Source organism: Streptomyces sp. NPDC041200 (assembly GCF_055591805.1).
Map to the genome: position 1 here is coordinate 220,751 of NZ_JBVIZF010000009.1, position 19,604 is coordinate 240,354.

The 19,604-nt window shown below is 71.3% G+C and carries 21 protein-coding genes; 9 read left to right on the forward strand and 12 right to left on the reverse strand.

Going from position 1 to position 19,604, the window contains the following annotated elements; translation table 11 throughout:
* Genes ACZ6CL_RS22075 through amaP form a run of 3 tightly spaced genes read left to right on the forward strand, consistent with a single transcriptional unit; the run spans position 1 to position 1,412 of the window.
* Positions 1-318 (forward strand): Asp23/Gls24 family envelope stress response protein, encoded by a 318-nt coding sequence (locus ACZ6CL_RS22075; protein WP_468937841.1) that lies wholly within the window; start codon positions 1-3, stop codon positions 316-318.
* Entirely contained in the window at positions 315-857 is a 543-nt protein-coding gene (locus ACZ6CL_RS22080) for a DUF6286 domain-containing protein (protein WP_468937842.1), read from the forward strand. Before ACZ6CL_RS22075 ends, ACZ6CL_RS22080 begins: the two co-directional genes overlap by 4 nt.
* A 9-nt stretch (positions 858-866) precedes the next feature.
* Entirely contained in the window at positions 867-1,412 is a 546-nt protein-coding gene (gene amaP / locus ACZ6CL_RS22085) for an alkaline shock response membrane anchor protein AmaP (RefSeq protein WP_468937844.1), read from the forward strand.
* Positions 1,413-1,527: 115 nt separating this feature from the next.
* On the opposite strand, the gene ACZ6CL_RS22090 is transcribed toward amaP, so the two are convergent.
* The 5 genes from ACZ6CL_RS22090 to ACZ6CL_RS22110 form a co-directional block, all read right to left on the reverse strand.
* Positions 1,528-2,283: an SDR family oxidoreductase gene (locus ACZ6CL_RS22090; protein ID WP_468937845.1), complete on the reverse strand. Its 756-nt coding sequence runs from the start codon at positions 2,281-2,283 to the stop codon at positions 1,528-1,530.
* A 4-nt stretch (positions 2,284-2,287) separates the two neighbouring features.
* A complete protein-coding gene (locus ACZ6CL_RS22095; protein ID WP_468937847.1) occupies positions 2,288-4,069 on the reverse strand; it encodes a glycoside hydrolase family 15 protein in 1,782 nt (593 codons plus the stop codon).
* Positions 4,070-4,099: 30 nt separating this feature from the next.
* Positions 4,100-4,921: an SURF1 family cytochrome oxidase biogenesis protein gene (locus ACZ6CL_RS22100; protein WP_468937849.1), complete on the reverse strand. Its 822-nt coding sequence runs from the start codon at positions 4,919-4,921 to the stop codon at positions 4,100-4,102.
* A 78-nt stretch (positions 4,922-4,999) separates the two neighbouring features.
* Positions 5,000-5,233 (reverse strand): hypothetical protein, encoded by a 234-nt coding sequence (locus tag ACZ6CL_RS22105; RefSeq protein WP_385446508.1) that lies wholly within the window; start codon positions 5,231-5,233, stop codon positions 5,000-5,002.
* A gap of 63 nt (positions 5,234-5,296) precedes the next feature.
* Positions 5,297-6,292, reverse strand: a complete 996-nt coding sequence (locus ACZ6CL_RS22110; protein ID WP_468937851.1) for a DEDDh family exonuclease — start codon at positions 6,290-6,292, stop codon at positions 5,297-5,299.
* A 152-nt stretch (positions 6,293-6,444) separates the two neighbouring features.
* On the opposite strand from ACZ6CL_RS22110, the gene ACZ6CL_RS22115 reads away from it, so the two are divergent.
* Positions 6,445-7,398, forward strand: coding sequence for a sterol desaturase family protein (locus ACZ6CL_RS22115; protein WP_468937852.1), 954 nt, complete (start codon positions 6,445-6,447; stop codon positions 7,396-7,398).
* A complete protein-coding gene (locus ACZ6CL_RS22120; RefSeq protein WP_468937854.1) occupies positions 7,395-8,054 on the forward strand; it encodes a lysoplasmalogenase in 660 nt (219 codons plus the stop codon). Before ACZ6CL_RS22115 ends, ACZ6CL_RS22120 begins: the two co-directional genes overlap by 4 nt.
* Here ACZ6CL_RS22120 and ACZ6CL_RS22125 read toward each other — a convergent pair.
* Both ACZ6CL_RS22125 and ACZ6CL_RS22130 read right to left on the reverse strand, forming a co-directional pair.
* The gene (locus ACZ6CL_RS22125; protein ID WP_468937855.1) at positions 8,029-8,550 is read right to left on the reverse strand and encodes a hypothetical protein; all 522 of its coding nucleotides are present in this window, start codon (positions 8,548-8,550) and stop codon (positions 8,029-8,031) included. The genes ACZ6CL_RS22120 and ACZ6CL_RS22125 overlap by 26 nt on opposite strands.
* Positions 8,551-8,640: 90 nt before the next feature.
* Positions 8,641-10,188, reverse strand: a complete 1,548-nt coding sequence (locus ACZ6CL_RS22130; RefSeq protein WP_468937857.1) for a S8 family peptidase — start codon at positions 10,186-10,188, stop codon at positions 8,641-8,643.
* Between the two features lie 326 nt (positions 10,189-10,514).
* On the opposite strand from ACZ6CL_RS22130, the gene ACZ6CL_RS22135 reads away from it, so the two are divergent.
* The 3 genes from ACZ6CL_RS22135 (at position 10,515) to moaA (ending at position 13,674) form a co-directional block, all read left to right on the forward strand.
* Complete coding sequence (locus ACZ6CL_RS22135; protein WP_468937859.1) at positions 10,515-10,871, forward strand: DUF485 domain-containing protein; 357 nt, start codon at positions 10,515-10,517, stop codon at positions 10,869-10,871.
* Between the two features lie 91 nt (positions 10,872-10,962).
* Positions 10,963-12,582, forward strand: coding sequence for a solute symporter family protein (locus ACZ6CL_RS22140; protein WP_468937861.1), 1,620 nt, complete (start codon positions 10,963-10,965; stop codon positions 12,580-12,582).
* 102 nt (positions 12,583-12,684) lie between these two features.
* Entirely contained in the window at positions 12,685-13,674 is a 990-nt protein-coding gene (gene moaA, locus ACZ6CL_RS22145) for a GTP 3',8-cyclase MoaA (RefSeq protein WP_468937863.1), read from the forward strand.
* Here moaA and ACZ6CL_RS22150 read toward each other — a convergent pair.
* Positions 13,657-13,899 (reverse strand): hypothetical protein, encoded by a 243-nt coding sequence (locus ACZ6CL_RS22150; protein WP_468937865.1) that lies wholly within the window; start codon positions 13,897-13,899, stop codon positions 13,657-13,659. The two genes, moaA and ACZ6CL_RS22150, sit on opposite strands and share 18 nt — an antisense overlap.
* A 193-nt stretch (positions 13,900-14,092) precedes the next feature.
* Positions 14,093-14,542 (reverse strand): DUF3099 domain-containing protein, encoded by a 450-nt coding sequence (locus ACZ6CL_RS22155; protein ID WP_468937951.1) that lies wholly within the window; start codon positions 14,540-14,542, stop codon positions 14,093-14,095.
* Positions 14,543-14,754: 212 nt separating this feature from the next.
* On the opposite strand from ACZ6CL_RS22155, the gene ACZ6CL_RS22160 reads away from it, so the two are divergent.
* A complete protein-coding gene (locus ACZ6CL_RS22160; RefSeq protein ID WP_468937867.1) occupies positions 14,755-15,036 on the forward strand; it encodes a GlsB/YeaQ/YmgE family stress response membrane protein in 282 nt (93 codons plus the stop codon).
* Between the two features lie 66 nt (positions 15,037-15,102).
* Here the strand turns inward: ACZ6CL_RS22160 and tyrS are convergent, their stop codons facing one another.
* The 3 genes from tyrS to ACZ6CL_RS22175 all read right to left on the reverse strand — a co-directional run bounded on the left by tyrS (position 15,103) and on the right by ACZ6CL_RS22175 (position 19,538).
* Positions 15,103-16,521, reverse strand: a complete 1,419-nt coding sequence (gene tyrS, locus ACZ6CL_RS22165; RefSeq protein WP_468937869.1) for a tyrosine--tRNA ligase — start codon at positions 16,519-16,521, stop codon at positions 15,103-15,105.
* A 108-nt stretch (positions 16,522-16,629) separates the two neighbouring features.
* The gene (locus ACZ6CL_RS22170; protein ID WP_468937870.1) at positions 16,630-18,015 is read right to left on the reverse strand and encodes a metallopeptidase TldD-related protein; all 1,386 of its coding nucleotides are present in this window, start codon (positions 18,013-18,015) and stop codon (positions 16,630-16,632) included.
* Positions 18,012-19,538 (reverse strand): TldD/PmbA family protein, encoded by a 1,527-nt coding sequence (locus tag ACZ6CL_RS22175; protein WP_468937872.1) that lies wholly within the window; start codon positions 19,536-19,538, stop codon positions 18,012-18,014. Before ACZ6CL_RS22175 ends, ACZ6CL_RS22170 begins: the two co-directional genes overlap by 4 nt.
* Between the last annotated feature and the right edge of the window lie 66 nt (positions 19,539-19,604).

The following is a 19,604-nucleotide window of genomic DNA, read 5'->3' on the forward strand; positions in this document are numbered from 1 at the left end:
GTGGGGGCACGCGAGCCGGGGGAGCGGGGCGCGACGAGGATCGCGGACCGCGCCGTCGCGAAGATCGCCTCATGGGCGGCGCGGGAAGCGCTCGGCGGCGGGCTCCCGCACGCCGCCGTCGCGGTCCGCGCGGGCGCCGCGCGCGTACGGGTCGCCATCGAGCTGGGCTACCCGTCCGACATCGGCGCGCAGTGCGGGGCGGTACGGCGCCATGTGGCGACCCGGGTCGGTGAACTGACGGGCATGGAGGTGCCGGACGTGGCGGTGACCGTGGAACGGCTGCGCTCACCGCAGCTCGACCGGGGGAAAGTCCGATGAACGGCTTGGGCCGCTTCTGGTCCGCCCGGCGCGTACCGGCCGGACTGACCGCCCTCGTGCTGTTCGGCGCGCTCGGACTGCTCCTGTACGACATCGTCTCCGAACGCACCGGCCACCCCGTGATGGAGTGGCGCCACTGGCTCGCCGACCAGCTCGCCTCCCGCCCGCTGCACGACGGCTGGATCGTGGGGATCGCGGTGGCGCTGGTCGTGATCGGACTGTGGATGGTGGCGCTGGCCGTGACCCCGGGCCTGCGTAGCCTCCTGCCGATGAACGGAAACGGTGGCGTCACCCGGGCCGGAATCGACCGTTCCGCCGCCGGTCTGGTGCTGCGCGACCGGGCGATGGCCGTGCCCGGCGTACGGGCCGTACGCGTCGATGTCGGCCGCCGCCGCATCAGGGCCCGCGCCCAGGCGCACTTCCGCGACCTCGACGAGGTACGGGCGGATCTCCTCACCGTCCTCCAGGACGGCATCCGGCAACTCGGCCTCGCCCGACGGCCGGGGCTGTCCGTCCACGTCCGACGACCGGCGAGGTGATCGGACGCCATGAGCATCGCGAACCGGGTGCTGCTGGGCCTGCTGGGCCTCGCCCTGATGGGCGCGGGTGCGGCGGCCCTGCTCGCCGGACGCCGCACCCCCCACGCCGTCCTGCTTTCCCACGCGGACCGGGTGCGCTGGCGCGACGAGGGCTGGTGGTGGCCCGGCCTCATCGCGGCACTGAGCGTGCTGGCCCTGCTCGCCCTGTGGTGGGCCCTGGCCCAACTGCGGCGGCGCAGGCTGCACGACATCCTCGTCCCCCTGGACGACGGGACCGGCGCCTGGCTGCGCGGCCGCGCCCTGGAAGCCGCCCTGCGGGCCGACGCGGAGTCCCTGTCCGGCGTCTCCCACGCCCACATCCACCTCCACGGCCGCCGTGCCGCGCCCCGGGCCCGGGTAGGCCTGCGCCTCGACCCAGGGGCGGAACCGGCCGCGACGCTACGCCGCCTGGAGTCGGAGACGCTGACCCAAGCCCGCACCTCAGCGGGCCTGGACCGCCTCCCGACGGAGGTCCGCCTGAGAGGCGATCACCACGGAGCGGAGCGAGCCCGTTAGTGCAAAACCCAGCCCCTCCGGCGCTTGAGGAGCGGGGTCTGGGGCGGAGCCCCCACCGGGGTCCGGGGCGGAGCCCCGGTATCGGGAAGGGGCGGGGTGGGGAAGGCCCCCGGCGTCACCAGCCGTGGAGCGCGCCCCCGTCCACCGGAAGCATCAGCCCGGTGAGATAGGAGGCCGCGGGGGACAGGAGAAACGCGGCGGCCTTGCCGAACTCCTCGGGAGCGCCATACCGCCGCAGCGGAATCGCCGCACTGTTGCGCTCCCGCGCGGCATCCGCGTCCCCGGAGAGCCCGTCCAGCTCACGCACCCGGTCGGTGTCGATGCGCGCCGGGAGGAGACCCACGACGCGGACGCCGCGCGGGCCCAGCTCCAGCGAGAGGTTCTTGGCGAAGCCCGCGAGCCCCGGCCGGAGGCCGTTGGAGACGGTGAGGCCGGGGACCGGCTCGTGGACGGAGCCGGAGAGGACGAAGCCGATCACACCGCCGGGGGTCAGCTCGGCGGCGGCGGCCCGGGCGAGCCGTACGGCACCGAGGAAGACCGAGTCGAAGGCGGTCTGCCACTGGGCGTCGGTGATGTCGGCGGTGGGCCCGGCGGGCGGCCCGCCGACGCTGATGAGGATGCCGTCGAAGCGCCCGAACCGCTCGCGGGCGGTGGCGATGAGGCGTTCGGCGGCGTCGGGGTCGGCGTTGTCGGCGGCGACGCCGACGACATCCGGGCCCAGACCGGCGGCGGCCGCGGCCGCGGTCTCGGCGTCGCGGCCCGTGATGACGGCCTTGGCGCCGTCGGCGACCAGCTCCGCCGCGGCGGCACGGCCCAGCCCGCGGGTGGCTCCGGTGACGATGTACACGCGGTCTTTCAGTCCAAGATCCATGGGGTCAGTCTGCCTCGGAATGGTCCGCGAGGGTGAGGGCGGTCCCCACCAAGCCGATGTGGCTGAAAGCCTGCGGGAAGTTGCCGAGCAGCCGGTCGGCCCCGGGGTCGTACTCCTCGGCGAGGAGGCCGACGTCGTTGCGCAGGGCGAGGAGCCGCTCGAACAAGGCGGAGGCCTCCCGGCGGCGGCCGGTGAGATGGAGGGCGTCGGCGAGCCAGAAGGAGCAGGCGAGGAAGGCGCCCTCGGAGCCGGGGAGCCCGTCGGCGGTCTCGTCGGTCGAGTAGCGGCGGATGATGCCGTCGTGGCTCAGCTCGCTTCGCACGGCGTCGATGGTGCCGACGACGCGGGGGTCGTCGGGCGGCAGGAAGCCGACGCGGGGGATGAGCAGGGTGGCGGCGTCGAGCGCGGTGGAGCCGTAGGACTGGGTGAAGGTGTTGCGGGAGGCGTCGTAGCCCTTCTCGCAGACCTCGCGGTGGACCGCCTCCCGCATGGCCCGCCACCGGTCAGCGTCGCCCTTCAGCTCGGGGTGGGCTTCGGTGGTGCGGACGGCTCGGTCGGCGGCGACCCAGGCCATGACCTTGGAGTGGACGAAGTGACGGCGGGGCCCGCGGACCTCCCACAGGCCCTCGTCGGGGTCCTGCCAGGCGGATTCGAGGAAGTCCATCAGGGCGCTCTGGATCTTCCAGGCCTGCGGCTGGGGCGCCATGCCATGGGTACGGGCGAGGTGGAACGTGTCGAGGACCTCGCCGTAGACGTCGAGCTGGCGCTGATTGACGGCGTCGTTGCCGACGCGGACGGGGACGGAGTGGCCGTAGCCCTCCAGCCACGGCAGCTCCAGCTCGGGAAGGCGCCGCTCGCCGCCGAGCCCGTACATGATCTGGAGTTCGGCGGGGTCCCCGGCGATCGCGCGGAGCAGCCAGTCGCGCCAGTCGGCGGCCTCTTCGCGGTATCCGGCGGAGAGGAGGGCGTTCAGGGTGAGCGTGGAATCGCGCAGCCAGCAGTAGCGGTAGTCCCAGTTGCGCACCCCGCCGAGCCGTTCGGGCAGCGAGGTGGTGGGGGCGGCGACGATGCCGCCGGTGGGCGCGTAGGTGAGCGCCTTGAGGGTGATGAGGGAGCGTACGACGGCGTCCCGGTAGGGGCCCTGGTAGCGGCAGCGGGCGGCCCAGGCGCGCCAGTCGTGCAGGCTGGAGCGCAGGGCCTCGTACGGGTCGACGAGGCGGGGCCGGGGCTCGTGGGAGGGGTGCCAGGTGAGGACGAAGGCGACCCGGTCACCGGCGGAGACGGTGAACTCGGAGCGGGTGCTGAAGTCCTTGCCGTAGGTGTGCACCTCGGGTTCGGAGCGCAGCCATACGGAGTCGGGCCCGGCGACGGCGATGCGGTGGCCGTCGGTGCGCCGCACCCAGGGGATGACGCGCCCGTAGTCGAAGCGCAGCCGCAGGACGCCCGCCATCTCGACGCTGCCGGAGACGCCCTCGACGATGCGGATGAGGTCGGGCGCGCGGTCGCGCTGCGGCATGAAGTCGATGACCTTGACGGTGCCGGAGCCGGTCTCCCAGATGGTCTCCAGGACGAGGGAGTCCTCGAGGTAGGCGCGGCGGGTGCAGACCCCGGCGCCCTTGGGAGCGAGCCGCCAGTGGCCGTTGTCCTCGTCGCCGAGGAGGGCGGCGAAGCAGGCGGCGGAGTCGAAGCGGGGCAGGCACAGCCAGTCGACCGAGCCCTCGCGGCTGATCAGGGCCACCGTCTGGTGGTCCCCGATGAGTGCGTAGTCGTCGATGTCCTGTGGCACGTCGGAGCATCTTCCCGGGGAGCGGGAAGGCTACTCCGCATTGGCCGCGGCGGGAGTCTTCGGCTCGGCCGTCCCGGCGGAGGCGTCGGCGGCCTTGGCGGCCTCGGCCGCCTGGTCGCGGCGCTCCCGGCGGGCCAGGACGAACCAGCCGACGGGCACTCCGGCGGTGAACAGCCACCACTGGACGGCGTACGCCATGTGCGGGCCGATGTCGTCGTGCTCCGGCTCCGGCACCGGGTCGGGCTGCTTGCCGCCCTTGGGGGAGGACGAGGTCAGCTCGATGTAGCCGCCCTGGAGGGGGCGCCCGAGCGCCTTGGCCTGCTGCTCGCTGTTGATCAGCATGACCTGGCGCGGCGGCAGCCCCGACTTGTCCTTGATGCCGCTGCCCGCGCTGGTCTCGTCGGCCTTGAGGCGGCCGGTGACGGTGACCTTGCCCCGGGGGGCGGCCGGGACCTCGGGGAACTTGGTGAGGTCGGCCCCGGCGGGGATCCAGCCCCGGTTGACGAGGACGGCCCGCTTGCCCTCGATCAGCGGGGTGAGGACGAAGTAGCCGATGCTCTGCTCGTCGGAGCCGGTGCGCTGGCGGACGACGACCTCGTGGGCCGTGTCGTACGTCCCGGTGGCGGTCACCGTACGGAAGGTGTCGTCGCGGGGGACGGTGCGGCCGGGGGCGGTGAGCTGGTCGACCGGCACGGCGGGGGCGCCGAGGTTGTTCCCGATCAGCTGGTTCTGCGCGACCTTGGCCTCGTGGCGGTGCAGCTGCCAGAAGCCCAGTCTGATCATGGTGGGGATCAGCGCGAGCCCGATCAGGGTGAGGATCACCCACTGTCGGGTCAACAGGAAGCGGTACACGTCCTTGACACTACTCGGCGTGGATTGTCCCCCGGCCGTGGGGGGCACCGGACGACAATCCACGCATCCGGCCCGGGCTCATACGTGGTCGACGATGCCCTCCTTCCCTTCCGCGCGGGAGCAGTGGGCGCCGCAGTAGTAATGGCCGTCCACCTCCACCCCCTGGCCGATGATCTGGCATCGGCAGTGCTCGCAGATGGGCGCCATACGGTGGATGGCGCAGGAGAAGCAGTCGAAGACGTGCACCTGCCCTTGGGCGTGCACCTCGAACGTCATGGTGTAGTCGTTTCCGCAGACCTCACAGCGTGCCATGCGCCTCAGCGTGCGGGCCCGGACGGTGCCGGGCGAGCGGCGGGCGGGCGCGTCGCGCGTACTTCACCTGATTGTCGGCTCGGCAGGGGTGACGTCGAGCAGGAGGTGGGTGAAGGCGGCCTCGTCGACGATGGGCGTCCCGAAGGAGCGGGCCTTGGCCGTCTTGGAGGTGGCCGCGTCCGGATCGTTGGTGACCAGCAGGCTGGTGAGCCGGGACACGCTGGTCGCCACGTGCAGCCCGGCCTCGACGGCCCGGTCCTCCAGCAGCTCCCGGTCGACCGAGGTGTCCCCGGAGAACGCCACCCGCATGCCCTGGGTCAGCAGCCCGCCCGGCTGGTAGCGCCCCGGGTTGGGGTAGGGGCAGGCGGGGCGCTTACGGCTGGGGCGCCAGCTCTGCTGCCGGTACGAGCGCTGGGGGCCGACCGAGCGGGCCGGCGGGTCCGACCATTCGGTGAGCGGCTGACAGGCCAGCAGGGGCAGCCGCAGCCCGGCCTCGGCGGCCCGCCGGAGGCTCGGCCGGAACGTCTCGGCGAGCACGCGCGCGTCGTCCAGCGCGTGGTGGGCCCGCTCCTGGACGACGCCGTAGTGCGCGGCCAGGGTCTCCAGCTTGTGGTTGGCCAGCGGAAGCCGCAGCTCCTTGGAGAGGGCGATGGTGCACAGCCGCTGACGCACCGGCGCCTCGGTCTTCGACCGGGCGAACTCGCGGGCGATCATCGACCAGTCGAAGGCGGCGTTGTGCGCGACCAGGACGCGCCCGGCGAGGCGCTCGGAGAACGCGGCGGCGATGTCCGGGAAGAGCGGGGCGTCCTTCAGCGTCTCCCGGGTGAGGCCGTGGATCCATACGGGTCCCGGATCGCGCTGCGGGTTGACCAGCGTGTACCAGGTGTCCTGCACCGCGCCCCGGGCGTCGAGCTGGTAGACCGCCGCGGAGACGATCCGGTCGTCGCGGGCGAGACCGGTGGTCTCCACGTCGACCACCGCGTACCCCTGCGGATAGGCCTCCGGCCACGAGGGTGTTGACGCGGTTCGCGGGACGGCTGCCGTGGGGTCTTCGAGCATGGTCCATGAGGATACGGGCCCGCTCGGACACCGCGGACCGCCGGGTACGTGCCGTCAGCGTTCCGATCGCGGCTCGTTGTTGACAACGTGTCTAGCATACTTGTTGGTAACTACCTCTGGCGGTGGGGCGAAAGCGGCTCTATGTTGCCGGTATGCCGCATTTGCCCAACGCCGTGCTGTGGTCGATACCCGCTTTCGTGCTGCTCACCGTCGTGGAGATGGTGAGTTACCGCCTGCACCCCGATGAGGACGCCGAGGGATACGCGGCCAAGGACGCCGCGACCAGCGTCACCATGGGGCTCGGCAGCCTCGTCTTCGACCTGGTGTGGAAGATCCCGATCGTGGCGGTCTACTCCGCCGTGTACGAACTCACCCCGCTGCGCGTCCCGGTGGAGTGGTGGACGCTGCCGCTGATGCTGCTCGCGCAGGACTTCTTCTACTACTGGTCGCACCGCGGGCACCATGTGATCCGCGTCCTGTGGGCCTGTCATGTGGTGCACCACTCCAGCCGCAAGTTCAACTTCACCACCGCGCTGCGGCAGCCGTGGACCACCTGGACGGTGTGGCCGTTCTACGTACCGATGATCGCGCTCGGGGTGCATCCGGCGGCGGTCGCGTTCTGCTCGTCGGTGAACCTCGTCTATCAGTTCTGGATCCACACCGAGCGGATCGGCACCCTGCCGCGCCCGATCGAGTTCGTCTTCAACACGCCGTCGCACCACCGCGTCCACCACGCCTCCCAAGGGGGCTATCTGGACCGCAACTTCGGCGGGATCCTCATCGTCTGGGACCGGCTCTTCCGGTCGTTCGTCCCGGAGGTCCAGCGCCCGGTCTTCGGGCTCACCAAGAACATCGACACCTACAACCCGCTGCGCGTGGCCACCCATGAGTACGCGGCCATCGCCCGGGACGTCGCGGCCGCCCGCGACTGGCGCGAGCGCGCAGGGCGGGTCTTCGGCGGCCCGGGCTGGGCGCCCGCGCCGCCGCCCGACGCGCCTGGCGCGCCTCACGCGCCCGACGCGCCTCACGCGCCCGACGCGCCTGCCGCGCCTCACGCGCCCGACGCGCCTCACGCGCCGGAGCGGGCACCGGAGCGTGCCGTATGAGCGCGCCGCGCGCCCTGGGCGGGCTCATCGTGCTGCTGGCCGCCGTGCACCTGGGCGCGCTGCTCGCGGACGCCACCACGCTCGTCCATCTGACGAAGCCCGCCCTGATGCCGGTCCTCGCGGCGTACGCGGCTCTGCGCGGCGGGCCGCGCCCGCTGGTCGCCGCCCTGCTGTGCGGCTGCGGCGGGGACGTCCTGCTGCAACTCGGCGGCGAGACCGCCTTCCTGGCCGGAATGGGCTGCTTCGCGGCCGGACACCTCTGCTACCTCACCCTGTTCGCGCGGTCCGGGTCGCGCCGTACGGTGCCCTGGGTGGCGTGCGGTTACGCCGCGGTGTGGCTCGGCAGCACGGCCGCGCTGTGGCCCGGGCTCGACGCCGCGCTGCGCGTGCCGGTCGCCGCGTACAGCCTGCTGCTGACGGCGATGGCGCTGGGCGCGCTGCGGGCGGGCCCAGTCCACGGGGCCGGGCTCGGCGGGGCGCTGTTCCTGCTGTCCGACGGCCTGATCGCGGCCGGTCTCGCGGACTGGCCGCGGCCGCCCGTACCGCAGTTCTGGATCATGGCCACCTATCTCGCCGCGCAGTTCCTGCTGACCACGGGACTGCTGCACGCGACCGCCCGCGAGGCGCCGCTCAGGCCGCTTCCGGCAGCCGCCTGAGCCGGACGATCCGGGCCGGGTCGGAGGGCAGGTCGTGGCTCAGGTCCCAGCCCCGGGCCCGTGCCACCTCGACGACATGACCCGCGCCCACGGCGCGGTAGTCGCGCACCGGGATGTCGTACGGGCCGGGCGGCGGCGGCTTCCCGGCCTCCCGGGCGGCCAGCTGCTGGTCGGTCAGACCGGCGACCTTCTCCTCCGCCCGCGCCCGGTAGTAGTCCGCGTCCCCCTCGTGCCGCAGCTCCGGCCAGGTCACGGACCAGGCGGGCCACAGCTCCAGCGCCGCGCGGGAGCGGTCGATCTGCTTGCCGAACCCCTTCTCGAACCCGGGGACCAGAGCGAAGATGTCGGCCACCAGGGCGAACGCGAGGAGGGCCAGGAAGAGCACCGCCAGCAGCAGCCACCACAGCGGCAGGATCAGCACGCTCAGAACGAACCGGAACACCAGCGGGGTGAGCGGCCGTGGCGGCAGCGGGCCCCAGGAGTCGTCGTGGCGCACGGTGGCGGATCCTCTCGCGACTTCCCGGGAACACGTGACGGGCCGCCGGGCGGAAGCGCTGCCCGGCGGCCCGTACATCCTGTCAGCGGGTCACTTCTTGACCGCGTCCAGGGCGTCCACGATTCCGGCTCCGTAGAAGCCGTTGTTGTTCTTGCCGCCCTCGCACACCGCGTCGATCTTGCCGTCGCCGTCGATGTCGTACGACGTCGGGCAGGCGGTGTCGTCGGCCCCGGCCTTGAGGAGGGCCTTCACCATGGCGGCGGAGGCCTTCGGGTGGGTGCTCTTGATGAGCGCCGCGACGCCCGCCGCGTGCGGGGAGGCCATCGAGGTGCCCGCCATGTAGCCGTACTTGCCGCCCGGGAGGGTGTTGTAGATCCGGCCGTCCTGGGCCGGGGGCGCGGGCTTCTGGTAGACCGTGCTGTCGCCGCCGGGGGCCGCGACGTCGATGATCCCGAGCCCGTGGTTGGAGAACGAGGACTTCATCCCCTTGGCGCCGGTCGAGGCGGTGGTGACGACGCCCGGCAGCTGGGTCGGGATGTCCAGGCAGGTGCTGGGGTCTATGACCCGCTCACCGGGGGTGGTGTCGTTCGGGCTGGAGGTGTCGGTGATCGAGTCGGAGGTGAGGTCATAGTTCTCGTTGCCCGCCGCAGCGACGTTGACCACGCCCTTGCGCTCGGCGTACGACGAGGCCCGGCGCACCGCCTCGACCAGGGCCTTCTGGTCCGGGTCACCGGTGCAGTTGAAGTACCACGGGTCGGTGTAATAGCTGTTGTTGGTGACGTCGACACCGCGTTCGGCCGCCCACATGAAGCCGCAGACGACGGCCTCGGTGTAGAAGAACCCGGCGGTCGTCGACACCTTGATGCCGGACACCTTGACGCCCGGGGCGACCCCGGTGACGCCGACGCCGTTCTTCGCGGCGGCGATCTCACCCGCGACGTGCGTACCGTGCGGGCTCTCCTCGGCGCTCGGCCGCCAGGACCCCTCGGTGGTGTCCGCCTTGCCCGACACGCAGTTGGCCGAGGCCTTGCGGTCGAAGTTGGGCGCGAGGTCCGGGTGGGTGTCGTCCACGCCGGTGTCGATGACCGCGACCGTCACCTTGCGGCTGCCGAGGGTCTTCTCATGGGCCTTGTCCGCCTTGATGGCGGGCAGGTCCCACTGCAGCGGCTCCAGCGGGTCCTGACCGGCCTTGGCGCTGGCCGCGACCGCCTTGCGCTCCTTCTCGCTGAGCAGCTTCGGGGTGCCGACGTCGCCGGTGGACTGGGCGGGCAGCGGCGCGGTGCGGGTGGCACCGGCGGAGGCGACGCCGCGGACCGTACGGAGGGTCTTGGCGAAATCCGGGTTGGCCGAGTGGGCGACGATGACGCCGATCCGGTCGTACGAGATGACCACCGTGCCACCGGCCCGCTTGATGGCCTTCTCGATCCGCGAGCTGTCGCGGTGGCCCGGGCGGACGTTGACGACGTAGCTGAGCGACGGGCCGTCGGCGGTCGTCGCGGCCGGGGCGGCGGGCTGGTGGTTGTCCTGCCCGGTGGCGCCCGCCGAGGTCGGCAGGAACGCCAGCGCGCCGGTGAGCGCCAGGGCGGCGGGTATGGCGACGGCGCGCGGCGTCAGCCCCCGCGATCCGGAAGACTTCATTCGCGCAGTGGAACTCGTCCCGGGTCTGGGAGCATCCGATCTCAGCTGAGCCATGGGGTCTCCACCTCATCCGTAGCGACCGCCGCAGCGCGGATGCGCGTGGGCGGGTACATGACGAGCGAAGCTATCGCTGATCATCGCCGAGTATCAATACATTCCGGAAGAAAACCCGCCACAGCGCCCGGATCCAAACGCATCAGCGAATCTCTCTCCGTCTTTCAACCACCAGACCCTGTCGCTCACTTCGCTACCGCCCTTACGATGCGTGATCCGGATCACCCTCGCACCGCCGTACGCACCGTCAGACCCACTCACCAGGAGAGACCGTGGATACCGCACCGGCCAGCGATCGTCCCGACGATCAGCGGCAGCACCAACGCCCCCCGTACGACGAGGTGCAGGCGAGCCCCGAGTTCGGCGAACTGCGCACCGCACACCGCTCGTTCGCCTTCCCGCTGACCATAGCGTTCGTCAGCTGGTACCTGCTCTACGTCCTGCTGTCCAACTACGCGGGCGGCTTCATGGGCACCAAGGTCGTCGGCAACATCAACGTCGCGCTGGTGTTCGGCCTCGCCCAGTTCCTGACCACCTTCCTGATCGCCTGGTGGTACTCCCGGCACGCCGCCGCCAAGCTCGACCCGCGCGCGGAGGCCATCAAGGCCCGTCTGGGGGACACCTCATGAGCGACGCACGCGCGGCCGCCGGGCCGCAGACGACACGCAATGCCGCGCCTCTGCGCCGCGTGGGCGGAGAAGCGATTGAAAGGGGCACGGCATGAGCATCCAGCTGCTCGCGGCCGAGAGCGCTTCGGACAACCGGCCGCTGATCATCACGCTCTTCTCGCTCTTCGTCGTGGCGACCCTGGCGATCACCGTCTGGGCGGGCCGCCAGACCAAGGACGCCAACGACTTCTACGCCGGTGGCCGACAGTTCTCCGGCTTCCAGAACGGGCTCGCGATCTCCGGCGACTACATGTCCGCCGCGTCCTTCCTCGGCATCGCCGGGGCCATCGCGCTCTCCGGTTACGACGGCTTCCTGTACTCCATCGGCTTCCTCGTCGCCTGGCTGGTCGCCCTGCTCCTGGTCGCCGAACCGCTGCGCAACTCCGGCCGCTACACGATGGGCGACGTGCTCGCCTACCGGATGCGCCAGCGTCCGGTGCGCACCGCCGCGGGCGTCTCCACCATCGTCGTGTCGATCTTCTACCTGCTGGCCCAGATGGCGGGCGCGGGCGTCCTCGTCTCGCTGCTGCTCGGCATCACCAGCGAGGCCGGGAAGATCCTCATCGTCGTACTGGTCGGCGTGGTGATGATGCTCTACGTCACCATCGGCGGCATGAAGGGCACCACCTGGGTGCAGATGGTCAAGGCCGTCCTGCTCATCGCGGGCACACTGCTGATCACCTTCCTGGTGCTGCTCAAGTTCGACTTCAACGTCTCGGCGCTGCTCGGTGAGGCCGCCAAGAACAGCGGTATGGGCAGCTCGTTCCTGGAGCCCGGCCTCAAGTACGGCGTCAACGCCACCTCCAAGCTCGACTTCCTCTCGCTCGGTATCGCGCTGGTGCTCGGCACCGCCGGACTGCCGCACATCCTCATCCGCTTCTACACCGTGCCCACCGCCCAGGCCGCCCGTAAGTCGGTCAACTGGGCGATCGGCATCATCGGCGGCTTCTACCTGATGACGATCGCGCTCGGCTTCGGCGCGGCGGCCCTGCTGGACCGGGACGCGATCATCGCGTCCAACAAGTCCGGCAACACCGCGGCGCCCCTGCTCGCCGAGGAGATCGGCGGCGGCGCGGACTCCACCGGGGGCGCGATCCTGCTCGCGGTGATCTCCGCGGTGGCGTTCGCGACGATCCTCGCCGTCGTCGCCGGGCTCACCCTCGCCTCCTCGTCGTCCTTCGCCCACGACCTGTACGCCAACGTGATCCGCAAGGGCCAGGCGACGCAGCAGGAGGAGATCCGGGCCGCCCGCTGGGCCACCGTCGGCATCGGCACCGTCGCCGTCGTCCTCGGGGTCTTCGCCCGAGATCTCAACGTGGCCGGACTCGTCGCCCTCGCCTTCGCGGTCGCGGCCTCCGCCAATCTGCCGACCATCCTGTACAGCCTGTTCTGGAAACGTTTCACTACCCAGGGCGCCCTCTGGTCGATCTACGGCGGACTCATCTCCTCCGTCTTCCTGGTGCTCTTCTCGCCCGTCGTCTCCGGAAAGCCGACCTCGATGTTCCCGGACGTCGACTTCCACTGGTTCCCGCTGGAGAACCCCGGCCTGATCTCCATCCCGCTGGGCTTCCTGCTCGGCTGGCTGGGCACCCTCGTCTCCAAGGAGGAGCCGGACAAGGGCAAATACGCCGAACTGGAGGTGCGCTCGCTCACCGGACACGGCGCCCACTGACGCCGTCCGCACCCCCGGCGGCCCCTCGATGTCACTGCTTTGACGTACGCTGCGGGACAATTGACCTCAGCGCACGCAAGCGAACCGTGAGGGGCCGCCGACATGCTGACCGACACCTATGGTCGGACCGCTACCGACCTGCGTGTCTCCCTGACCGACAGGTGCAACCTGCGGTGTACCTACTGCATGCCGGAAGAGGGGCTTCAATGGCTCGCCAAGCCGGATCTGCTCACCGACGACGAGATCGTCCGGCTGATCCGGATCGCCGTCACCGAGCTGGGCGTCACCGAGGTCCGCTTCACCGGCGGTGAGCCGCTGCTGCGTCCCGGGCTCGTCTCCATCGTCGAGCGCTGCGCCGCGCTCACGCCGCGCCCCGAGATGTCGCTGACCACCAACGGCATCGGCCTGGAGCGCACCGCCGTGGCCCTGCGCGACGCCGGTCTCGACCGGGTCAACGTCTCGCTGGACACCCTGAGCCCCGACGTCTTCCAGACCATGACCCGGCGCAAGCGCCACGGCGACGTGCTGCGCGGCCTCGCCGCCGCGCACTCCGCCGGGCTCACCCCGGTCAAGGTCAACGCCGTGCTGATGCCGGGGCTCAACGACGGCGAGGCCCCCGATCTGCTCGCCTGGGCCCTGGACAACGGCTACGAACTGCGCTTCATCGAGCAGATGCCGCTCGACGCCCAGCACGGCTGGCAGCGCGAGGGCATGATCACCGCCGGGGACATCCTGGAGAGCCTGCGCACCCGCTTCACTCTCACCGCCGAGGGCGACGACGAGCGCGGCTCCGCCCCCGCCGAGCGCTGGCTGGTCGACGGCGGCCCGGCCCGGGTCGGCGTCATCGCCTCCGTCACCCGCCCCTTCTGCCGCGCCTGCGACCGCACCCGGCTCACCGCCGACGGACAGGTGCGGACCTGCCTGTTCGCGCGCGAGGAGTCCGATCTGCGGGGCGCGCTGCGCTCCGGCGCACCGGACGAGGAGATCGCCCGGCTGTGGCGGCTGGCGATGTGGGGCAAGAAGGCGGGGTCCGGGCTGGACGACCCGTCGTTCCTGCAGCCGGACCGCCCGATGTCAGCGATCGGTGGCTGACCAGTCCTCCAGGGTCACGACGTCCTTGAGGAAGCCGCGCATCCCCAGGAACTTCGACAGGTGCTCGCGGTGCTCCTCGCACGCCAGCCAGGTCTTCCGCCGCTCCGGGGTGTGCAACTTGGGGTTGTTCCAGGCCAGCACCCAGACGGCGGTGGCGCGGCAGCCCTTGGCGGAGCAGATCGGGGTGTCGGTCTCGGTCTCGGTGGCGGCGTTGAGGATGTTCACACCGCAGATGCTACGGAAACCGGCGCGGACATGACGACGCCGGGCAGCCACGGGGGGAGCCGCCCGGCGTCGGTCCGTCGCTCCGACGGGGGATGCGGAGCGCGTACGAAGTATGTCACGAGGGATAGGGCGCGGTGCACCGGAACTGCACGATTGATCTGAGGTTTTCCTGAGCTTACGGAAACGCGGCAGGTCAGCCGTATCCGCCGCGTCCATCCTCGCTGGTATGTGCGGCATCTTCCGGGACAGATTCCGCCGTCCCCGAATGTGCCTCCGAATGCGCCCCCGAATCCGGCTCCGTTCGCGGCGCGGAATGCGGTTCCGCGTCCGAGGGCGCCTCGTCCCGGCCGGAGCCCAGCATCGGTCGCAAGGGAGTCGGGATGAAGGTCGAGGGAAGCGAAGTGGCGTTCTCCCGGCCCGCGTTCGCGATCACGACCGCGACATAGGGCAGGAGCACACCCAGCACCAGGGCAACGATGGCCACATGGCGCTCGACATTCCACAGCACGGCCGCGAGCACGACCGCCACCGTCCGCACCGACATCGAGATCACATAGCGCCGCTGTCGGCCGCGCACATCATCGGCCAGCCCCTGGCGGGCCCCGGTGATCCGGAAGACCTCGGCCTCACTGTGCTTCCGCATCACGTTCCACCACCTGGTCCCCGAGCAGGTACCCCCGCTTCGATACGTACTCAACGTTACGCCGCGCCCCCATACGGTTCGAGACCGGGGCACCCCGACGGGTGGCGAGCCCGGTACGGCAGGGCGCGTACGGGACGCTTCGACATGCGCCGTACCGAAAACGGTCGAACACTGGGAGGAAACGCGCATCCCCCGCCGCGTCAGGAGGCGACATGAACTGGCTGTGGGCGATCGTCGTAGGAATCATTCTCGGTGTGATCGCCAGAGCGATCCTGCCGGGCAAGCAAGACATCCCGCTGTGGCTGACCTGCATTTACGGCATCCTCGGGGCCATCATCGGCAACGCGGTGGCCGGGTGGATCGGGGTCAGGCACACCGGCGGATTCGACTGGATCCGGCATCTGCTGCAGCTGGCCGGGGCCATCGTGATCGTCGCCCTCGGCACCCCGCTGTGGCAGACGATCCGCCACGGCGGCAGGAGAGAGCGGGCCTGAGCCGCGGCGGTCGGCGCGCGTGGTGGAAGCGCACCGGCCGCCGCTCCTGGCTCACCGGCTCCCTGGTCACACGCCCTGGAGCTGGGCGATCTTCCGTCCGGCCTTGAGGTAGACCCCGCCGGAGGGCGCGGTGAGCCCGGCGTCCGCCAGCACCTCCGCGACCACCTCGGCCAGCGGCCGTACCGCCTGGGCCTCGGCGAGCACGATCGCCTTCTGACCGTCCTCGGCCTCGACGACCAGCCGCAGACCGTTCTGCTTGGCGACCCGGCGGGCCGCCGACGCGCTCGGCTGGAACTCCAGGACCTTGCTCAGCACGGTCGCGATGGTCTCGCCGCCGTGCTCCGCGGCGTCGACCACCGGAAGCGTCCCGACGTCGGTGAAGCTCTTCTTGGAGAACTGCGCGATGAAGCCCGCGCGCGCCGCCATCGCCGCCTCGATGCCGTACAGCGCCGCCACGACCTCGCCCGCCAGCACCTTCTTGAGGTCCATCGGGTGCAGCGACTTGGTCTCCAGCCGGGTGGTCGCGGCGGCGATCTCCGCGTCCGTCCACTCCGTCCATGCCTCCAGGTACGGCTTCATCAGCCGGTCCGGGATCGACATGATCTTGCCGAAGACATCCTCGGCGGTCGCGCTGAGCGCCACGTAGTTGCCCTTGGACTTGGACATCTTCGCGCCGGTGCCGTCCGTGCCCTCGATCAGCGGCATGGTGACGACCAGCTGCGGCTGCTGGCCGCGCAGCTCCATCAGCTTGCGGCCCATCTGCAGGTTGAGCAGCTGATCGGCGCCGCCCAGCTCCACGTCGCTCTCCAGCGCCACCGAGTCCAGACCCTGCGCGATCGGGTACAGCAGCTCGGACATGGTCAGCCCGGACCCCGCGGCCAGCCGGTTGCGGAAGTCCTCGCGCTGTAGCAGCTGGGAGACCGGCACCTGGGCGAGCAGCCCCAGCAGCTCCGGGAAGGTGTACGGCGCCAGCCACTCGCTGTTCTGCCGGAAGCTGACCTTCTCGAAGTCGAAGAACGGCCGGACCTGCTGCTGGTAGCCCGCGAGGTTCCGGGCGATGTCGTCGTCGGTGAGCGGCGGGCGCTCGGCCGTACGCCCCGACGGGTCGCCGATCTTGGCCGTGAAGTCACCGATCAGCAGGGTGACGTCGTGCCCCATCCGCTGGAAGCGGTTGAGGACGATCATCGGCACGGTGTGGCCGAGGTGCACATCGGCGGCCGTCGGGTCGATGCCCAGCTTGATCGCGAGGCCCTTGCCCGCAGCCCGCCGCTCCTCGATCCGCTCGGCCAGCTCCTTGACCCCCGGCAGGACCTCGACGGTACGGGAGGCGATCAGTTCGGCCTGCTCCTGGGCCGACAGATCGCTCAGATCGAGGGAGCGCCGGGCGGACGTCTCGGCGAGCAGTTGCTCGACGGTCTTGTCGGAGGAGAGGTCCTGGTCGAGCAGCTCGCGGGCGCGGGCGACGGATGCGCCGAGGCGTGTCATGGGGTTCCTGGTGAGAGTGGGGAGCGGACGGATGGGCGGGGACCAGTCTATTCGCCGGTCCCCTGCGGCCGGACGCAATATCGTCCGGCCTCACTCACACCCCCTCACTCACACCCCCTTGCTGACCGAACTCATGTTGAAGTCCGGGACGCGCAGCGCGGGCATCGCGGCACGGGTGAAGTAGTCGCCCCACTCGCGCGGCAGGGTCGGCTCGGTGCGCCCCGCCTCGGTGGCGCGGGACAGCAGGCTCACCGGCGACTCGTTGAAGCGGAAGTTGTTGACCTCGCCGACGACCTCGCCGCCCTCCACCAGATACACCCCGTCCCTGGTGAGCCCGGTCAGCAGCAGGGTGGCCGGGTCGACCTCGCGGATGTACCAGAGGCAGGTCAGCAGCAGGCCCCGCTCGGTCGAGGCGACCATCTCCTCCAGCGAGCGGGTGCCGCCCGCGTCCAGGATCAGGTTGTCGATCCCCGGGGCCAGCGGCAGTCCGGTCAGCTCCGCCGAGTGCCGGGTGGTGACCAGGTGCTTCAGCACCCCGTCCCGGATCCAGTCGGTCGCGGGCAGCGGCAGCCCGTTGTCGAACACCGACGCGTCGTCCCCGGAGGAGTGCGCGATCACGAACGGCGCCGCCTCAAGACCCGGCGCGTGCGGGTCGCTGCGCAGCGTCAGCGGCAGCTTGGACAGCGTGTCGCCGACCCGGGTGCCGCCGCCCGGCTTGCTGAAGACCGTACGGCCCTCGGCCGCGTCCCGCGCCGAGGCGGACCACAGCTGGTAGATCAGCAGGTCGGCGACGGCGGTCGGGGGCAGCAGCGTCTCGTAGCGGCCCGCCGGAAGCTCGACCTTCCGCTCGGCCCAGCGCAGCCGCTGGGCCAGCTCCGCGTCGATCGCGGCCGGGTCGACGTCCCGGAAGTCGCGGGTCGCCCGCCCGGCCCAGGCCGAGCGCGTCATGTCCGGCGACTTGGCGTTCAGCTCCAGCGTGCCGCTCGGCTGGTCATGGCGCAGCCGCAGCCCGCTGGAGGTGCCCAGATAGCTGGAGATCACCTCATGGCTGGCGAACCCGTACAGCTCCCGGCCGCCCGCCCGGGCGGCGGCGAACGCCTCGCCGAGCGCCGGGGCGAACGCCGCGAACACCTCCGAGGAGGTCTCGGCGGGGGAGTCGGTGAAGCCGGGGGAGACGGGCCCCGCCTCGACCAGCGGCTGGGCGTCCTCGGCCGGTCCCGCGTCCCGCGCGGCCGCCTCGGCGGCCCGTACCAGCGGCTCCAGCTCCTCGGCGGTCACGGCCGACCGGGACACCACCCCGGAGGCGGTGCCTTCCGCGCCGTCCACGGTGGCCACCACGGTCAGGGTGCGGCCGCGGGTGACACCGTTGGTGGTCAGCGCGTTGCCCGCCCAGCGCAGATTGGCGGTCGACGTCTCGTTCGCGATCACCACACAGCCGTCCGCGCGGGACAGCTCCAGGGTGCGCTCCACGATCTCGTGCGGCTTCACGCTCATGCTCCCGCCTCCTGGGTGGTGTTGAGGATGTTCACGCCGCGGAAGAGCGCGGACGGGCAGCCGTGCGATACGGACGCGACCTGGCCGGGCTGGGCCTTGCCGCAGTTGAAGGCGCCGCCCAGGACGTACGTCTGAGGGCCGCCGACGGCCGACATCGAGCCCCAGAAGTCGGTGGTGCTCGCCTGGTAGGCGAAGTCCCGCACCTGCCCGGCCAGCACCCCGTTCCGAATCCGATACGCCCGCTGCGCCGTGAACTGGAAGTTATAGCGCTGCATATCGATCGACCATGAGCGATCGCCGACCAGATAGAGCCCGTTCTCAACGTCCCCGATCAGCGCCTCCGTCGAAGGCCCCCCGGGGTCGGGCCGCAGCGACACATTGGCCATCCGCTGCACCGGCACATGCCCCGGCGAATCGGCGTAAGCGCACCCGTTGGACCGCTGGAAACCGGTCAGCCGGGCGATCCGGCGATCCAGCTGATACCCCACCAGCCTGCCGTCCTTCACCAGGTCCCAGGACTGCGCGGCCACGCCCTCGTCGTCGTACCCGATCGTGGCCAGTCCGTGCTCGGCGGTCCGGTCACCGGTGACGTTCATGATCTTCGAGCCGTAGCGCAGGCTGCCCAGCTGGTCGAAGGTCGCGAACGACGTCCCCGCGTACGCCGCCTCGTACCCCAGCGCCCGGTCCAGCTCGGTCGCGTGCCCGATCGACTCATGGATCGTCAGCCACAGGTTGGACGGGTCGATCACCAGGTCGTACGCGCCCGCCTCGACCGACGGCGCCGCCATCTTCTCCGCCAGCAGCGCGGGCAGCTCGGCCAGCTCCGCGTCCCAGTCCCACCTGTTGGTCCCGGTCAGGTACTCCCAGCCGCGGCCGACCGGCGGGGCCAGGGTCCGCATCGAGTCGAACTCCCCGCTCACCGGATCCACCGCCACCGCGGTCAGCTGCGGATGCAGCCGCACCCGCTGCTGGGTGGTCGTGGTGCCCGCCGTATCCGCGTAGAACTTGTTCTCATGGACGGTCAGCAGCGACGCGTCCGCATGTGCCACCCCGTCCGCCGCCAGCAGCCGCCCACTCCACTCGGCCAGCAGCCCCGTCTTCTCCGTGTCCGGCACCTCGAACGGATCGACCTCGTACGACGACACCCACGTCCGGTCCGCATGCACCGGCTCATCCGCCAGCTCGACCTTCTCGTCCGACCCCGCCGCCTCGATCACCTTGGCCGACAGCTTCGCCATCGCCACCGCCTGCGAGGCCACCCGCGCCGCCGCGTCCATCGACAGGTCGACCCCGGACGCGAATCCCCAACTGCCCCCGTGCACCACCCGCACCGCATACCCGAGGTCCGTGATGTCGGACGACCCCGCGACCCGTGCGTCCCGCAGCCGCCATGAGGCGCTCCGTACCCGCTCGAACCGGAAGTCCGCATGCTCGGCCCCCAACGCCCGCGCCCGCGCGAGCGCCGCGTCGGCGAGCGCGCGCAGCGGCAGCGCGAGGAAGGACGGATCGATCTCGTGCGCCACGGCGACCCCTTCGTCTGTTGAGTGTCCGTGGGAAGTGAACCACGCCGCTACGACACCGGGGGCGTC

Bases quoted from the DNA above. Each gene is read 5' to 3' on its own strand.
- ACZ6CL_RS22080 (WP_468937842.1), top strand. From the start codon at position 315: ATGAACGGCTTGGGCCGCTTCTGGTCCGCCCGGCGCGTACCGGCCGGA.
- amaP (WP_468937844.1), top strand. From the start codon at position 867: ATGAGCATCGCGAACCGGGTGCTGCTGGGCCTGCTGGGCCTCGCCCTG.
- ACZ6CL_RS22090 (WP_468937845.1), bottom strand. From the start codon at position 2,283: ATGGATCTTGGACTGAAAGACCGCGTGTACATCGTCACCGGAGCCACC.
- ACZ6CL_RS22105 (WP_385446508.1), bottom strand. From the start codon at position 5,233: ATGGCACGCTGTGAGGTCTGCGGAAACGACTACACCATGACGTTCGAG.
- ACZ6CL_RS22110 (WP_468937851.1), bottom strand. From the start codon at position 6,292: ATGCTCGAAGACCCCACGGCAGCCGTCCCGCGAACCGCGTCAACACCC.
- ACZ6CL_RS22115 (WP_468937852.1), top strand. From the start codon at position 6,445: ATGCCGCATTTGCCCAACGCCGTGCTGTGGTCGATACCCGCTTTCGTG.
- ACZ6CL_RS22120 (WP_468937854.1), top strand. From the start codon at position 7,395: ATGAGCGCGCCGCGCGCCCTGGGCGGGCTCATCGTGCTGCTGGCCGCC.
- ACZ6CL_RS22130 (WP_468937857.1), bottom strand. From the start codon at position 10,188: ATGAAGTCTTCCGGATCGCGGGGGCTGACGCCGCGCGCCGTCGCCATA.
- ACZ6CL_RS22140 (WP_468937861.1), top strand. From the start codon at position 10,963: ATGAGCATCCAGCTGCTCGCGGCCGAGAGCGCTTCGGACAACCGGCCG.
- moaA (WP_468937863.1), top strand. From the start codon at position 12,685: ATGCTGACCGACACCTATGGTCGGACCGCTACCGACCTGCGTGTCTCC.
- ACZ6CL_RS22155 (WP_468937951.1), bottom strand. From the start codon at position 14,542: ATGCGGAAGCACAGTGAGGCCGAGGTCTTCCGGATCACCGGGGCCCGC.
- ACZ6CL_RS22160 (WP_468937867.1), top strand. From the start codon at position 14,755: ATGAACTGGCTGTGGGCGATCGTCGTAGGAATCATTCTCGGTGTGATC.
- tyrS (WP_468937869.1), bottom strand. From the start codon at position 16,521: ATGACACGCCTCGGCGCATCCGTCGCCCGCGCCCGCGAGCTGCTCGAC.
- ACZ6CL_RS22170 (WP_468937870.1), bottom strand. From the start codon at position 18,015: ATGAGCGTGAAGCCGCACGAGATCGTGGAGCGCACCCTGGAGCTGTCC.